This is a genomic window from Massilia oculi, assembly GCF_017582745.1.
Taxonomy (GTDB): Bacteria; Pseudomonadota; Gammaproteobacteria; order Burkholderiales; family Burkholderiaceae_D; genus Telluria; species Telluria oculi_A.
Window position 1 is genome coordinate 115,754 of sequence record NZ_JAFVIM010000018.1, and the last position, 15,102, is coordinate 130,855.

15 protein-coding genes are annotated in these 15,102 nt (G+C 67.9%); 2 read left to right on the top strand and 13 right to left on the bottom strand.

Annotated features, from left to right (window positions below; genetic code table 11):
* Positions 1 to 168 precede the first annotated feature (168 nt).
* Positions 169 to 1,725 carry a murein biosynthesis integral membrane protein MurJ gene (gene murJ / locus J3U95_RS19665; RefSeq protein WP_208280346.1) on the top strand — a complete coding sequence of 519 codons (1,557 nt, stop codon included), beginning with the start codon at positions 169 to 171 and terminating at the stop codon, positions 1,723 to 1,725.
* On the opposite strand, the gene J3U95_RS19670 is transcribed toward murJ, so the two are convergent.
* The 13 genes from J3U95_RS19670 to gspG all read right to left on the bottom strand — a co-directional run bounded on the left by J3U95_RS19670 (position 1,726) and on the right by gspG (position 13,958).
* A complete protein-coding gene (locus J3U95_RS19670; RefSeq protein WP_208280347.1) occupies positions 1,726 to 2,358 on the bottom strand; it encodes a redoxin domain-containing protein in 633 nt (210 codons plus the stop codon).
* 26 nt (positions 2,359 to 2,384) lie between these two features.
* Positions 2,385 to 4,472, bottom strand: a complete 2,088-nt coding sequence (locus J3U95_RS19675; protein ID WP_229519961.1) for a protein-disulfide reductase DsbD family protein — start codon at positions 4,470 to 4,472, stop codon at positions 2,385 to 2,387.
* An 89-nt stretch (positions 4,473 to 4,561) separates the two neighbouring features.
* A complete protein-coding gene (locus J3U95_RS19680; protein WP_208280349.1) occupies positions 4,562 to 5,218 on the bottom strand; it encodes a type II secretion system protein in 657 nt (218 codons plus the stop codon).
* Positions 5,218 to 5,592, bottom strand: a complete 375-nt coding sequence (locus J3U95_RS19685) for a type II secretion system protein (protein ID WP_370662087.1) — start codon at positions 5,590 to 5,592, stop codon at positions 5,218 to 5,220. Before J3U95_RS19685 ends, J3U95_RS19680 begins: the two co-directional genes overlap by 1 nt.
* A 5-nt stretch (positions 5,593 to 5,597) precedes the next feature.
* Positions 5,598 to 6,077, bottom strand: coding sequence for a type II secretion system protein (locus J3U95_RS19690; protein WP_208280351.1), 480 nt, complete (start codon positions 6,075 to 6,077; stop codon positions 5,598 to 5,600).
* Positions 6,074 to 8,110, bottom strand: coding sequence for a secretin GspD/PilQ domain-containing protein (locus J3U95_RS19695; RefSeq protein ID WP_208280352.1), 2,037 nt, complete (start codon positions 8,108 to 8,110; stop codon positions 6,074 to 6,076). Before J3U95_RS19695 ends, J3U95_RS19690 begins: the two co-directional genes overlap by 4 nt.
* Positions 8,110 to 8,661: a hypothetical protein gene (locus J3U95_RS19700; protein WP_208280353.1), complete on the bottom strand. Its 552-nt coding sequence runs from the start codon at positions 8,659 to 8,661 to the stop codon at positions 8,110 to 8,112. The genes J3U95_RS19695 and J3U95_RS19700 overlap by 1 nt, the downstream gene beginning before the upstream one ends.
* Positions 8,658 to 9,218 carry a hypothetical protein gene (locus J3U95_RS19705; RefSeq protein ID WP_208280354.1) on the bottom strand — a complete coding sequence of 187 codons (561 nt, stop codon included), beginning with the start codon at positions 9,216 to 9,218 and terminating at the stop codon, positions 8,658 to 8,660. Before J3U95_RS19705 ends, J3U95_RS19700 begins: the two co-directional genes overlap by 4 nt.
* Positions 9,215 to 9,760: a PilN domain-containing protein gene (locus tag J3U95_RS19710; RefSeq protein ID WP_208280355.1), complete on the bottom strand. Its 546-nt coding sequence runs from the start codon at positions 9,758 to 9,760 to the stop codon at positions 9,215 to 9,217. The genes J3U95_RS19705 and J3U95_RS19710 overlap by 4 nt, the downstream gene beginning before the upstream one ends.
* A complete protein-coding gene (locus J3U95_RS19715) occupies positions 9,757 to 10,596 on the bottom strand; it encodes a hypothetical protein (RefSeq protein WP_229519962.1) in 840 nt (279 codons plus the stop codon). The genes J3U95_RS19710 and J3U95_RS19715 overlap by 4 nt, the downstream gene beginning before the upstream one ends.
* Positions 10,589 to 12,274, bottom strand: coding sequence for a GspE/PulE family protein (locus J3U95_RS19720; RefSeq protein ID WP_208280356.1), 1,686 nt, complete (start codon positions 12,272 to 12,274; stop codon positions 10,589 to 10,591). The genes J3U95_RS19715 and J3U95_RS19720 overlap by 8 nt, the downstream gene beginning before the upstream one ends.
* Positions 12,271 to 13,458 (bottom strand): type II secretion system F family protein, encoded by a 1,188-nt coding sequence (locus J3U95_RS19725; RefSeq protein ID WP_208280357.1) that lies wholly within the window; start codon positions 13,456 to 13,458, stop codon positions 12,271 to 12,273. Before J3U95_RS19725 ends, J3U95_RS19720 begins: the two co-directional genes overlap by 4 nt.
* Before the next feature lie 56 nt (positions 13,459 to 13,514).
* Positions 13,515 to 13,958: a type II secretion system major pseudopilin GspG gene (gspG, locus tag J3U95_RS19730; RefSeq protein WP_208280358.1), complete on the bottom strand. Its 444-nt coding sequence runs from the start codon at positions 13,956 to 13,958 to the stop codon at positions 13,515 to 13,517.
* A gap of 396 nt (positions 13,959 to 14,354) precedes the next feature.
* On the opposite strand from gspG, the gene J3U95_RS19735 reads away from it, so the two are divergent.
* Positions 14,355 to 15,098, top strand: a complete 744-nt coding sequence (locus tag J3U95_RS19735) for an NF038120 family PEP-CTERM protein (protein ID WP_208280359.1) — start codon at positions 14,355 to 14,357, stop codon at positions 15,096 to 15,098.
* Positions 15,099 to 15,102 lie beyond the last annotated feature (4 nt).

Sequence of the window (15,102 nt, forward strand, 5' to 3'; positions counted from 1 at the left end):
ATTAGTGTCTGCTAACAGAATTCAGTACAGCCCACGATTATAGCGAAGGTTTCAATTCGGAGCAATTCCTAAATCACAGAATGTGGGTTTACGAGCCTTTAGGGAGTGCCGTTCGACACTGTATATCGTGTCCGTACGTGACGAGTTGCCCAAGTATAATCTTGCGCCATGAACCTGCTCAGAACCCTCGCCGCCATCTCCAGCATGACCATGCTGTCGCGCGTCACCGGCCTGCTGCGCGAAAGCCTGTTCGCGCGCGCCTTCGGCGCCTCGGCCTATACCGACGCCTTCATCATCGCCTTCCGCCTGCCGAACCTGCTGCGCCGGCTGTTCGCCGAGGGCGCGTTCTCGCAAGCCTTCGTGCCGATCTTGTCGGAATATAAAACCCAGCACGGCGAGGGGGCCACCAAGACCCTGGTCGACCACGTCGCCACCGCCCTGATCTGGGCCACGGTGCTGACCAGCATCGTCGGCATCGTCGGCGCCCCGCTCCTGATCACGCTGCTCGCCGGCGACCTGCGCGAGACGCCGGGCGCCTACGACGCCTCGGTGATCATGACGCAGATGATGTTCCCGTATATCGCCTGCATGTCCTTCGTGGCCCTGGCCGGCGGTATCCTGAATACCTGGCGCCAGTTCAAGATTCCTGCTTTTACCCCAGTCTTGCTGAACCTGTCGTTCATCTTCGCATCGCTGGTCCTCGTCAACTACCTGGAGCAGCCGATCTATGCGATGGCGATCGCGGTCTGCGTCGGCGGCTTGTTGCAGGTGGCGATCCAGATCCCCTCCCTGGTCAAGATCGGCATGCTGCCGCGTATTTCGATCAACCCGATGCACGGCCTGCGCGACGCCGGCGTGCGGCGCATGCTGAGAAAAATGGGCCCGGCCGTGTTCGCGGTGTCGGCGGCCCAGATCAGCCTCTTGATCAATACCGGCATCGCAGCCAGCCTGGCAGCCGGCGCCGTCTCGGCCCTGCAGTATGCCGACCGCCTGATGGAATTCCCCACCGCGATGCTGGGCGTGGCCCTCGGCACCATCCTGCTGCCGTCGCTGTCGAAAGCCAATAGCGAAGGCAATGCCGAAGAATATGCGGCCCTGCTCAACTGGGGCCTGCGCCTGACCTTCCTGCTGGCGCTGCCGGCGGCCGTGGGCCTGGCGACCCTGGCCGAGCCGATGATCGCCACCCTCTTCCACTACGGCAAATTCGACGATGCGGCGCTGGCCAACTCGGCCATGCCCCTGATGGCCTACAGCGCCGGCCTGCTCGGCATCATCCTCGTGAAAATCCTGGCCCCGGCCTTTTATGCGCGCCAGGACGTCAAGACGCCGGTGCGCATCGCGATCATGGTGCTGTTCGCGACCCAGCTGATGAATGTCCTGTTCGTGTTCCTGCTCGACCTGGGCGTGGCGGGCCTGGCCCTGTCGATCGGCCTGGGCGCCTGCATCAACGCCACCTGCCTGTACGTGGGCCTGCGCCGGCGCGGCATCTATGCGCCGCAGCCGGGCTGGCTGACCTTCTTCATCAAGCTGGCGATCGCGGTCGGCGTGATGGGGCTTCTCGCCTGGTTCGGCCAGGCGCAGTTCGATTGGGCGGCAATGAAGGCGACCCCTGGCTTGCGCATCGGCGCCCTGCTCGCCATCATCACCGTCTGCGCCTTCGCCTACTTCGCCGTGCTGGCCGTGCTGGGCTTCAGGCCGCGCGACTTCCGCCGCCGCGCCAATTGATCAGGACTTGTACTTGACGTTGCAGCCGTAAGGACGGGTAGTCGCCTGGGCCACGTTCTGGCCCTTCACGACCGCTTCCATCGCGGTCTTGAACAGCGGGCTGGCCTTCTCGATGTCTTCCAGCTTGGCCGATGCGATGCTGTCGATGCCGCCCGCGTAGCGCAGCACGCCCTTGGCGTCGATCACGTACATATGCGGCGTGGTGCGCGCGTCATAGGCCTTGCCGACCGTGCCTTGCGGGTCGAGCAGCACCGCGCTCGGCGCCGCGTTGCGGCTCGCCGTCAGTTCATCGGCCTTCTTGCCATCCACATGGCCCTGTTCGCCCGGCGCCGACGAGATCACGCTCAGCCAGACCACGCCGGCATCCTGCGCCTGTTTCTGCAAGTTCGGCATATTCGCCTGGTAATGCTTCTTCACGTAAGGGCAATCGTGGTTGGTCCATTCCAGCACCACGACCTTGCCCTTGTAGTCGGCCAGGCTATGCTGCTTGCCCTTGCTGTCGACCGCCGTGAAGGCGGGCGCCGGCTGGCCGACGACTGGCGCGGCAAAGGCCGGCGCCGCAATGGCGCCCAAGAGCAGGGCCGCCATCGAGACCGTAGTGCGCAGCATGGCGCGACGTGGGGAAGCTTTCATGACATCTCCTTTAAAAAAAAGAATGGTTAGTGCTCGAACGACTCGGTGACGATGGCCTGGGTCAGCACCGGCGGCAGGACCACCGGCTCCTTCCCGGCCGGGTAGAAGGCATAGAATGGCAGGCCGTCGCGCTGGAACGATTGTAAGAATGCCGTGATGGCGGGATCGCGGTTGGTCCAGTCGCCCTTCATGTAGACCACGCCCCGCTCCTGCATGGCCTGCTGGACGACTGCCGTCGACAAGGTCGTGCGCTCGTTGACCAGGCAGGTGATGCACCAGGCGGCGGTCATGTTGACGAACACCGGCTTGCCTTCGGCGCGCAAGGCGGCCAGGCGCTCGGCGCTGTAGGGTTCGGCCTGCGCGGATTGCGCAGGGGCCGAGGCGGCCTGCGGCTCGGCGCCATGCAGCATGACCATCAAGCCGGCGATCCCGGCCACGCCGGCCACTGCCGCGCCGCGCGGCCACCAGCGCTTCCTGGTCCCATGCTGGCCCAGGCCGACCAGCCAGGCCACCAGGCCCACCAGTACCAGCCCGGCCAGCGCCATGCGCAGGCCGGCCTCGCCCGCCTGCTGGGCCAGCACCCACAGCAGCCAGGCGGCCGTCGCATACATCGGGAAGGCCATCGCCTGGCGCAGGGTCACCATCCACGCGCCGGGCCGCGGCAGGCGCCGGGCAACCGCCGGGAATAAACCAAGCAACAGGAACGGCAGGGCCAGGCCGAGGCCCATCATCGCGAACACCACCAGGCTAACATAGGCGGGCGCCACCAGCGCCGAGCCGATCGCCGCGCCCATGAACGGCGCGGTGCAGGGCGTGGCCACCACCACCGCCAGCAGGCCGGTGAAGAAGCTGCCGGCGTGGCCCTTGCGCCCGGTGAGGCCCTGGCCGGTTCCAGCCAAATTCGCGGCGAGCGCGCCGCCGATCTCGTACACGCCGGACAGGTTCAGGCCGATCGCCAGCATCAGCCACGACATCGCCGCCACGAACAGCGGCGACTGGAACTGGAACCCCCAGCCGACCGCACTGCCGCCAGCGCGCACGGCCAGCAAGGCCAGCGCCAGCGCCATGAAGGCGGCCAGCACGCCGAGGGTGTAGAACAGGCCGGACAGGCGGACCTCGCGCCGGTCGCCGCCCGACATGCCGGCCACCGCCGTGGCCTTGATCGCCAGCACCGGGAAGACGCAGGGCATCAGGTTCAGGATCAGGCCGCCCAGGAAGGCGAACAAGGCCATCTGCCACAAGGGCAGCGCGGCCGACGCTTCAGCGGCGGTGGTGGCCGTGGCCGCAGCAGCGGGGGTGAGTTCGAGCGCGAACCAGCGTTTCTGTCCGCCGCCGTCCGTGATCGCCAGCAGGCCGGCGGATGGTCCGGGCGCGTAGCCCTGGCCCTTGGTCGTCGCCAGCGTGAGCCTGCCCTCTTCCACTGTCAGGGCCTGGTCCGCCACATGGTCGACGACGCCCCAGCTGTCGGGGAAATACAAGGCCGATTGCACGGAGGCCGGCGCGATGCCTTCGCCTTCGACCGCCAGTTGCAAGGTGGATTCGCCGGCGCTCACCGAGGCGCGCCAGTCGGCGGGCTGTGGCTGCGGCTGGCGTGCGTCGGCGCTCTTGAAGGCGGCCAGGATATCGGCGCCGGCTGGACGGGCGCTCGCTTCCACCGGCAAGGCCAGGCGGAACTTGCCTTCCTCGGGAATGCACTCCTTTTCGCACACCACCCAGTCGGCATCGGCCTCGAGGACCAGCTGGCTGCCGGGCCGCGCATCCCGCGGCACCGTCAGGGCCATCGGGAACACGATCTCGTTCTCGTAGCCATAGCTGGCGACCGGGCCGATGATGAAGCGGTCGGGCCCCGGCCAGGCGATCTCGCCCACCATGGCGCCGTCCGGCGCCCTGAACGTGATGCTCGGCGGCGAGCCGGCGTCGCCGGGATTCTTCCAGTAGGTATGCCAGTGCGGCGCCAGGCGCTGGCGCAGGCCGATGCGCAATTGCTGGCCCGGACTCACGGCGGCGTATTCGCTCACCAGCGACACCGTGGCGCGCGGGCTTTGCTGCACATTGCTTTCGGCCGCCACGGCCAGTATTGGCATCAATACGACGAGCAGCAACGCGATGGGCAAGCCGCGCCAGGACGTTCGGCCAATGTGTAAAGACAGATGCATGCGATTGTCGGTAGTGTCGGGCAGTCGTGCAAAAGTATCACGTTGCCTCACTCCCGATCAACCGCTTCGCCCTCATCCTCGGTCGGCTCCGGCGGCGCGGGTTCCTCCTGGACCGGCTCCGGCGGTGGCGGTTCCTTAACCTCTGGAGGAGGCGGAGGCGCAGCAGGCTGCGGCGCGGGCGGCGCCGGCTGCGCGCCCGGCCCGCCGGACTGTGTCGTCGGGACGGCGGGCGCCAGGCTGCGTTCGCCCGCGCTGAAGCGCCACTCCGAAATCATCTCCTTGTTGTCCAGTCCCTTGAAGCGGCTGTCGAAGTTCGCGACCTTCAGCGGCTTGGCGGTCGACAGGCTGTGGATGGCGACCACGCCGGTCTCGCCGCCGCCCAGGTAGACGATGCCCCACTCGGCCTTGCCGGTCAGCGGATCGACGTAGATCTTGCGCAGATGGCGCCGCACGGCGGGCGAGCGCGGGTCCTTCAGCAGCTCCGCCAGCGACGGTGGATAGGGCGAGGCGCCGCGCGGCGTGGCGGCGGCATAGCTGTCCAGCGCGGCGCTGAAGGCGGCGCCGATTTCCAGCAATTCTTCCTCGGCCGCAGCACGCTGCAGGAGCGATCCGATCTTGAGCGTGGCCGCGCCCACCAGGCCGATGATGGCCACGAAGATGATCAGGCCGAGGTAAGTGAAACCGGCCTGGCGCCGCGCATGCATCACCACTCCAGGTAGGGACGTCCGCGCCGGTCGTTGCCGGGCGCGCCGCTGCGCAGGTTGGAAAAGCCCCCCTGCTCGCCGTCCTGCGGCGCCTCCAGCACCCAGGTCTCGCGGCTTTCGGTGACCGGGTCGAGCGGGATCTCGCGCAGGTATTTTTCTTCCACCAGCTGTTCGAGCGACTCCGGATAGCGCCCGGTGTCGGAGCGGTACTGGTCGACCACGGCGCGCGTGTTGCGCAGGTTGTCGGCCAGGATGGTCTCCTTTGCGCCGTCGATGCTGGGGAAGAAGCGCGGCACGGCCAGCGTCAGCAGCAGGGCCACGATGCCCAGCACCACCAGCAGTTCGATCAGCGTGAAGCCGCGCGCGGTTTTCATCGGGTTCACCATTTATTGTAGGGGATGCCGTTCAGGCCGATCCGCTGCGAGGTCGAGTACACGTCATACACGTCGTCGCCCTCCTTCGGCTCATCGGGTTCGCTGGCGTAGCTGCGCTTGCCCCAGGTGGCGGCATCCGACAGCTCGGGATCGGGATTGAAGGGGTCGCGCGGCAGGCGCCGCAGAAAATAGATCTTGGCCTGCTTGGGGCTGCGCAGGTCGGGCACGCCCTCGACCAGCAACTCCAGGCGTTCCGGATAGCCGCTGGCGTCGGCGGCCTTGCTCACGCGGCCCTCGTCGCCCGCCTTCTTGAAGGCGTCCAGCCCGGCCCGGATCTCGCGCAGCGCGCGCCGCAGCTCCTGCTCGTCACGGCGCTGCACCGTGACCTCGGCCACCGGCAGCACCAGGGTCCCCAGCAGCGCGAGGATGGCCAGCGTGACCAGCAGCTCGATCAGCGTAAAGCCGCGCCGCGCCTGGAAATTCATCGCTGCGGGATCGGCGGATTGACACCCGGCGGATAGGCCGCCGGCACGACTTCCGGTTCGGGCGCCGGCGCCGGTTCGGGCGGTGGCACCGGCGCGCCAGGCGGCGCTGATGGCGGCGAGCCGAGTTGCGGCGTGGCCGGCAGCGCCGACGGCGGCACCGAGAAGCTCGGGGTGCCGTCCGGCGGCGGCGCGACCGGGGTCGTCTCGACGGGCGCCGCAGTTGGCGCCGAGGCCGGAGCCGACAAGGCGCGCGCCGTCCCGACCTGCACGCGCACCACGTTGTCGGGGCGGCGGCGGAAGCTGGCCTCGGTGCCGGCGCCGAACTCCGACGCCGACGCCGGCGGGCGCTGCACGGCGCGCACGATGCGCGGCGTGATCGACAGCACGATCTCGGTGCGGTCGCGCTGGTCGCGCTGGCTGCCGAACAGGCGGCCGACCACCGGCAGGTCGCCGATGCCCGGCACCTTGCTGCCGCTGCTGCGGTCCTCGTTGCTGATCAGGCCCGCCAGCACCTGGTTCTCGCCATCCTTCAATTGCAGCAGGGTGTTGGCCGAACGGCTGCCGATGCGGTAGGCCACGGTGCCGTTGGTGGTGCGCACCGATTCGCCCAGGCTGCTCACCTCGAGTCCGATCCTGATCGCCACCTCGTTGTTCAGGTAGATGGTCGGCTCCACGTTCAGGGTCAGGCCGACGTCGATATAGTTGATGTTCTCGGAAGCGAAGCCGCCGATACCGGAGGACACCGTGGCCGAGATGTTCGGGATCTTGTCGCCGATGACGACTTTCGCCTTCTCCTTGTTGCGCACGCGGATGCGCGGATTGGCCAGGGTGTTCGTGTCACCGTCGGTCTTGTTGGCGTTGACCGAGGCGGTGATGTCGCTGACCGCGATATTGCTGCTGTTGAACGTGCGCAGGTCGTCGATCGTCAGCGGGATGCCATCCAGCGTCTGCAACGGCGTGAACGAGAGTCCCGCCGGCCAGGCGATGCCGAGGTCCATCACGCTGCTGCGCCGGATCTCCAGCACCTCGACGTCGAGCATGACCTCGGGCTCGGGAACGTCCTGCAAGGCCACCAGCTGGGTGGCGATGCGGATCGCTTCCGGATTGTCGCGCAGGATCACCAGGTTCAGCTTCTCGTCCACCACCACGTCGCGCGCCTTGAGGATGGTCTTGAACGTGTTGGCGATGCTCTTGGCTTCGGCATTGGCCAGGAAGAAGGTCTTGACCGTCATCTCTTGGTATTCGCGCACCTTGGCCGCCACGTTCGGGTAGATCAGGACCGTGTTGCCGTCCATGACCTGGCGCTCGAGCTGGTTGGTCATCAACAGGTAGTACACCGCCGCCTCGACCGTGCTGTTCTTGAGGAAGATCGAGGTGCGGCCATCGGCCTTGACGTCCTTGTCGAAGATGAAGTTCAGGCCCGAGTGGCGCGCGATGACCTCGAACACCTGCTTGAGCGGCGCGTCGCGAAACTCCAGGCTGATCGGTTTGCGATAGCTGGCCGCCAGCGCCGCCTGCCCTTTCGGCACAGCAGCGGCCTTCTCGTCGACCTCCTGCATCAGCTGGCGCGCAGCCTCGTGCGCGGGGCGTTCGGTGAGCACCGCCGCCAGCTTCTGGCGCGCCGTCTCCAATTCATCCTTGTCGAGGGCGGCGCGCGCCTCGCCGATCGCGGCCGCGTGGCGGCGCTCGGCCTCGACCTGGCGCAGGCCAGCGCGGGCGCGGTCGTTGACGGGGTCGATCGCCAGCACGCGGCGGAAGTCCTGGGTCGCCAGCTCTGCCTGGCCGGACGCCAGCGCGCGCTCGGCCTGGTCCACCAGGCGCGCAGTGGCGTTGTCGCGCGCGCGCAGGAAGGCCGCCCGGTAGACCGGATTGTCCGGCTCGGACGCCAGCGCTTCCTGGTACTTGGCCAGGCCGGCGCCCACCTGGTCCCGGGCCACCAGCTCATTGCCTTCCTGGTAGGCGCGCTGGGCCGCGCACCCTGCCAGCAGCAGTGGAAGCAGCAGGGCCAGGCCTTGAATCCGGGTTCGCACCATCAGTCGAATACTCCAATATTGAGCTGCTGTCGTTGTTCCAGCGGCAGGTAAGTCAGGGTCAGCACCGGTGGACGGATCTCGTCCACGCGGTAAGTGCCGTCGATGGTGTCGCCATCGTTCACGAGATAGGTGCGTTCGCCGCGCGCCAGGTAGATTTGCCACACGCCGTCCTGCAGCGACTTGCCGAGATAGGTGAACGGCAGCGGCGGCGCGCTCGGCGGCGGTGGCGGGGGCGGCGGCTCGTTCGATGGCGGCGGTGGCGGCGGCGTCCAGTCATGGCGCGCGAACAGGCTATTCTCGCCTTCCCCGAAACGGTCGCCGCTGGCGCCGATCAAGGTCTCGCGCGGGATCAGGCGCGCGATGGCGACGTCGTCGCCGGATTTCTTGACGGATGGCGCGGCGCTGCGCGCAGGCTCGGTGGCAATCGTGGCCGTCGTGGCCGCGCGTTCGACCGGCTCGGCCAGTTCCGTCTCTGGCGCCTTGTCGCCAAAGACGACCAGGCCGGCGGCCAGCACCAGCGCCACGCCCATGGCAATGTGGCGCGGCTTCATGACTTGCTTCCTTCCGTGAGATAGAAGGTCAGGCGCAGGCGCGCCTCGACCCCGGCCTCGCCCACGCTGTCGCGGCGGAAGGCCACGTCGTCCAGCGAGGCGTGCGGGATCGCGCGCAGCACGTCCATCGCGAATTCCCAGATCGCGCCATAGCTGCCCTTCACCGGCAGGTTTACCTGGTACGCAACCAGCCTGGCATTTCGATCGTTGGTGGCCCGATATTCTCCCTGGCGCAGCGCCAGGCCGTGGCGCTCGGCCAGCGCGAACACCTCCTTCAACTGGCGCTCCACGCCGCGGCGCTCGCCCAGGGTTGCATAGAAGTGCTGCAGGTTCTGGTCGCTGCTGGGCGGCTGCGCCGCCGGCGCGCTCTGCGGCGGGAGCGGCGTGCGCGCCGCCAGGCGCGCCGCCTCGTATTCCTGGTTCAGTTGCGCGCGCGCCGGCACCAGCGCCACCTGGGCCGCGGCGCCGGCCAGCAGCAGCGCCAGCACCAGGGCCACCAGCGGGTCGATGCGCGCCAGCAGCAGGCGCGCGCGCAGCAGCAACGCGCCCGTCTTCATGCGGCCTCCCACTGCACGCTCACCTGGAACCGCAGCGGGCGGTTCGGATCCTGTTCCATCACCTCGTGGCGCAGCAGCACCACGCTGCTGAACCATTCCTCGGCCTGCAGGCGCGTGATATAGGCGAGCATCTCGTCGCTCGAGCGCGCCTCGGCGCTGATGCGTACCGTGCGCCGCTTGGCGTCCGGTTCCAGCGCCAGCAGCGCGATCGTGTTCGGCGTGGCTTCGCCCAGCGCCGCGGCCAGGTCGCGCCACGGCAGGTTCAGTTGCAGGATGGCGGCATTGACGGCGCCGGCCTGGGTCGGCGACACCGCGATCCTCGCGACCGGCGGCGCGGCCACGGGCGCCGGCGCGCTGCGCGCGGCCAGCGCGGCCTGCAAGTCGCGCACTTCTTCCTGCTGCTCGACGTAGTGCTGCGTCATGAACAGCGCCGGGATGCACAGCGCCAGCACGCCCGGCACGGCATAGATCAGGGTCGGTGGCGCGCGGAACAGCGTGCGGCGCAGGCCTGGCGGCGCGAAATCGATGCGGGTGCGCCTCATGCTGCTACTCCCGTGCGGGCCAGCCGCGCCAGTTCCGACCACTCGTCCGCCTGCTCGAGCAGGCTGCAGGCGAATTTCAGCCGCCCCGGGCTGCTGGCCCAGGCGCCTGGTGCGGCGCCGCTCAACTGCAGGCGCTCGGGCCGCGCGATCCCGACCCGCAGCGCTTCGCGCGCAATATGGGATTCGAGCCAGTCGCGGTCGGCCCCCGCCGGGATCGGGGCGCTCCTCACCGCCGCCAGCTTGCGGCCCTCATAGGCCGCCAGCGACAGCACGCCGCCGTGCACGAGGCCGAACCAGGCCCCGGGCCTTCGCTCGCGGCGCCAGGCGTTCATGGCGGCGACGAATTGCGGGCTGATCTCGACCAGGTTGAAGCCATGTTCCCGGGCTGCGGCCGCCAGCGCGTCCAGCAAGGCCACTGGCGCAGCCGCGGCCAGGAAGGGATCGACCGCATCCCAGTCTGCGCTGATCTTCCACTCGGCGCCGGACGCCCCGAACAGGTGCTGGAAGCGCAGCGCGGCGGCCGCCTCCAGGTCGCCCATGCGGGTAGCGCCCGGCGGCGGCGGCACTTGCCACAGGCGCACCAGCTCGTCGGCCAGCACCACGCTCACCGGCCAGCCCTTGACCGGCAGGTCGGACAGCAGCATGGGGAGGCCAAGCGCCAGCGCGTCGGGGGCGAACAGGTCGAGCGGCTGCTCCGACAAGGCCAGCGGCGCGCCGCCGAACAGGCGGCTGGTCTTGACCAGGGCCAGGCCGTTGGCGGCCACGCCCAGGCGCAGGGCCTGGCCCAGGCGCGGCAGCGGCGGCGAAAAGCCAGGGGAAAAGCGCAGTCTACGCATGCAGTGTCACCCGCTTGATCTCGTCGATCGTGGTGGCGCCGCGGCGCACCAGGTCGAGCGCCGCCAGGCGCAGGCTGCGGGTGCCGTTGGCGTGGGCCGCGGCCTTGATGCGGCGGATCGGCTGCTTGTCGACGATCAGTTCGCGGATCTCGTCGTTCAGGGTCAGGATCTCGGCGATCGAGCGGCGGCCCTTGTAGCCGGTGCCGCGGCAGTCGCCGCAACCCTTGCCGCGCATGAAGACGTAGTCCGTCACCTCTTCGCGCGCCAGGTGCACCGAGGCCAGCTCGTGCGCGTCCGGTTCGTAGCGCTCGGCGCAGCGCGGACAGCACATGCGGATCAGGCGCTGGGCCCAGATGCCGTTCAGGGCCGAGACGAAGGCATACGGATCGATCCCCATGTGGGTGAAGCGGCCGAACACGTCGAACACATTGTTGGCGTGGACCGTCGTGAGCACCAGGTGGCCGGTCAGGGCCGACTGCACCGCGATCTCGGCGGTCTCGCGGTCGCGGATCTCGCCCACCATGATTTTATCCGGGTCGTGGCGCAGGATCGAACGCAGTCCCTTGGCGAAGGTCAGGCCCTTCTTTTCGTTGACCGGAATCTGCAGGATGCCCGGCAGCTGGTACTCGACCGGATCCTCGATGGTGATGATCTTTTCGCGACCGTTATGGATCTCGGTCAGCGCCGCGTACAAGGTCGTGGTCTTGCCCGAGCCGGTGGGCCCCGTCACCAGCAGCATCCCATAGGCCTCCTGGGCCAGATGCCGCAGGGTCACGAGGGACGGCGCATCGAAGCCCAGCGCCTCCAGCGTCAGGGAGCCATAGGCCTCGATCATGGCGCGCTTGTCGAGGATACGGATCACTGCGTCCTCGCCGTGGATGCTGGGCATGATCGAGACCCGCAGGTCGATGTCGCGCCCACCCGCCTCGACCCGGAAGCTGCCGTCCTGCGGAACGCGGCGCTCGGCGATGTCGAGTTCGGCCAGCACCTTCAGGCGCGAGATGATGTGCTCGGCCAGCTCGATGCCGCCCACGGTGGCGGCGTGATCGAGCACGCCATCGACCCGGTATTTGACGGCCAGCCCGCCGGCGGTGCTCTCCAGGTGGATGTCCGAGGCGCCGGCCTTGAGCGCATCGTACAGGGTCGAATTGACCAGCTTGACGGCCGGGCTGCCCGCTTCCGATACCGAGGCGAAGGACAGCACGGTGCCGGACTTGCCGTCGCGCCGCGCGTCCTGGGCGCCGCCCACCAGCGAGTCGACGGCGCGCGCCGACTCTTCCTGCTTTGACAGGTAGGCCTGGATGTCCGATTGCAGCGCCAGGCACAACTCCAATGGTTGCCTGGCGCTCGCGCGCGCCTGGGCCCCGAGCCAGGTCTGCAGGTCGAGATCGAAGGGATCGGCCAGCACCCCGGTCAGGCGCCCGTCGGGGTGGCGCAGCAGCGCGCAGTGGCGCGACAGCGCCTGGGCCAGCGGCAGCAGGTCGAAGGCCGGGGACAGCGCCAGCATGGCGCCGGTCTCCATCACCGGCAGGCCGAAGGGCGCCGCCAGCTCGCGCACCAGTTCGCGCGGATCGCGCCCGCTCAAGGCTTCCAGCTCGGCCACCAGGCCGCGCCGCGAGACGGCCGCCGCGGCCCGCGCGCGCGCCAGCAGCGCCGTGTCGAAGGGTTCCGCGCTCACGACATGTCTCCCGCCAGGTCGAAGATCGGCATGTACAGCAGCACCACGATGGCGCCTACCACCAGGCCGATGGCGGCCATCAGCAGCGGCTCGAAGGTGCGCGTGAAGCGGTCGATCCAGCGCCCGATCTCGCCGTCGTAGAAGGCGGCCGACTGGGTCAGCATCGGCCCCATTTCTCCGGTGCGCTCGCCCACGCGCAGCATGCGCAGCGAGATCGGCGTGGTCAAGCCGTGCGCCTCGAAGGCGTTCGACAGCGGCTGGCCGGCCTCGATCGCGGCGCGCGCCGCGGCCAGGTTGCGGGCCAGGTGACTCGACACCATCGGCTGCACGGTCTCGATCGCGCCGACGATGGTGATGCCGCCCTCGGTCAGCATGCCCAGGGTCAGGTACAGGCGCGACAGCTCATAGACGCGGGCCCGCTCGCCGATGCCCGGCAGGCGGGCCAGCAGGCGCGCCATGCCGCCGCTGCGCAGCAAATGGCGCACGCCGGCGACCAGGCCCGCCACCAGCAGCGCCGCGGTGACCAGGATCGCCGTGCCGTGGCCGGCCGCGAACTGGCCCCAGTCCAGCAGCAGTTGCGACATCCACGGCAGGTCGCGGCCGGCGCCGTGGTACACCTCGGCGAATTTCGGCACCACGTAGCCGATCAGGAAGGCGCTGACGCCGCCGCCGACCATCAACAGGATCACCGGATAGATCGAGGCGCTGACGATCTTCGAGCGTACGGTGTCGATGCGCTGCTGGTAGTCGATGTAGCGCGCCAGCGCGCGCGGCAGGTCGCTGGTGCCTTCGGCGGCGCGCACGATGCCGACGTACAGCGGCGGGAACAAGGCCGGCTGCGCCGCCAGCACGCTGGAAAAGCGCTTGCCTTCGCGCAGGCCGCCCAGCAGCCGTTCCAGCACGCCGCGCGTGGACGGCGAGCCTTCCTTCTCGAGCAGGGCCTCGAGGCTTTCGACGATGCCCAGGCCGGCATTGAGCAGCGCCAGCAGCTCCTGGCTGAACAGCACGAGGGAGAGCTTGCCGCCCTTGGGACGCGCCAGCGCCGCCCCGCGCGCCGGTTCGACGGCGCTGACGAACAGGCCGCGCGCCTCGACCTGGCGGCGCGCGTCCTGGGCGTCGAGCGCATCGACGACGACGTTCGAGATCGACATATCGGACGCAAGGGTGCGAACGGCGAACTGCATGGAAGGCCCGGCGAAGTTGGGATGAAGCGAAAAGGGAACGCGCGGTGCGTGTCCGGTCAGTTCGTGATGTCGGCGTTGTCGCCGCTGCCGCCCGGCTGCCCATCCTTGCCGAGGGACAGCACCTCGTACTCGCCGCGGGCGCCCGGGGCCCGGTACTGGTAGGGATTGCCCCAGGGGTCGAGCGGAATCGCCTTTTTCAGATAAGGGCCGTTCCACTTGGCGCCGGCGCTCGGCGGCGCCGTCATGAGGGCGGCCAGGCCCTCCTCGGTGGTCGGATAGCGGCCGACGTCGAGCCGGTAGGTGTCGAGGGTCTTGTCGAAGGCGTCGATCTGGGCGCGGGCAGCGGTCACTTCGGATTTGCCGAGCTGCGAGAAGTACTTGGGTCCGACATAGGCGGCGAGCAGGCCGATGATGACGATCACCACCAGCAGTTCCAGCAGCGTGAAGCCCGCGCTGCGTCCGCGACGGACGACGGCGCCCTGTTTCATAGCAAAAACCATCAAGCGACTCCTAGATTGCTTCTTTGAAATCCTGCCCTCGAAAGGTAACACGCTGCCGAGCGCTGCGACAACACTTCTTTTCAAAAAAACACCATGTCTGCGCAAGTCCTGGAACGATTAATGACATGAGAACGATGTTTCCATAGTGCAATGATGCATATATCAAACAGGTGACGATTAGTGAGAAATAATGATTGTTCATAGAGGAAACCAAATTTAATCAATGCAACTTGCGAAAAGTCAAAATATTGCTTGTTAAACTTTTTTACACTTTTATTACTTCCATTGATATATTTCTTAACAACCTGAACCTCAGGTGCCAAAACGCAGTGCCCCGCCGTATCCAGGCGAGAGAAATCCCAACCACAAAGGCAAATCATGACTCGGAAATCGCACATGGCATTACCCTCTCTGACCAGTCCCCTCACCAAGCTCGGCGTCGCTGCGTTCGCCGCTGCGGCCTTCGCTGCTCCGGCCCAGGCCGCGACGATCAATTTCGATGCTGGCGCGGGCGCGCTGTTCGGCAGCGGCGACAGCTGGACTGAGCAAGGGTACAAGCTGACCTTCGAAGCCTACAATCCGGCGGACGTGGGCAGCCTGGTCGGCGCCATCGTCGACACCAGCGATCCGGGTTACTGCATCAGCATGGCGTGTCCGATCAACGGCGAAGGCGGCTATTACGGCGCCTTCAACGACAGCATCGTCTGGGTCGAGTCCGAGACCGCCGGCGCCTCCTTCATGGTGAAGTCGATCGACGCCAGCTTCATCGGCCTGGATGCGGCCCTGGGCGGCTATCCGATCTATTCCGGCCTGCTGCGGATGCAGGGCTTCCTGGCCGACGGCAGCTATCTGCTGCAGGACCTGCTGCTCGACGGCCCCAGCTCGCAAGGCTTCCTGTTCGGCCGCTACTCGCCGTTCGAGACCTTCGCCAACACCGCCTTTGTCAGCGTTGCCATGTTCGGCTTTACCTGCAACACCAGTGGTAGTTGCTCGGCATTCAACAGCAACCGGGGCCAGTTCGCCATCGACAACCTGGTGCTCGACGAGGCGCTGGCCGAGGTGCCCGAGCCGGCCAGCCTAGCACTCTTCGGCCTCGGCCTGCTCGGCCTGGCCGCCCGGGCCCGCCGCCGCAATGCCTGAGCAC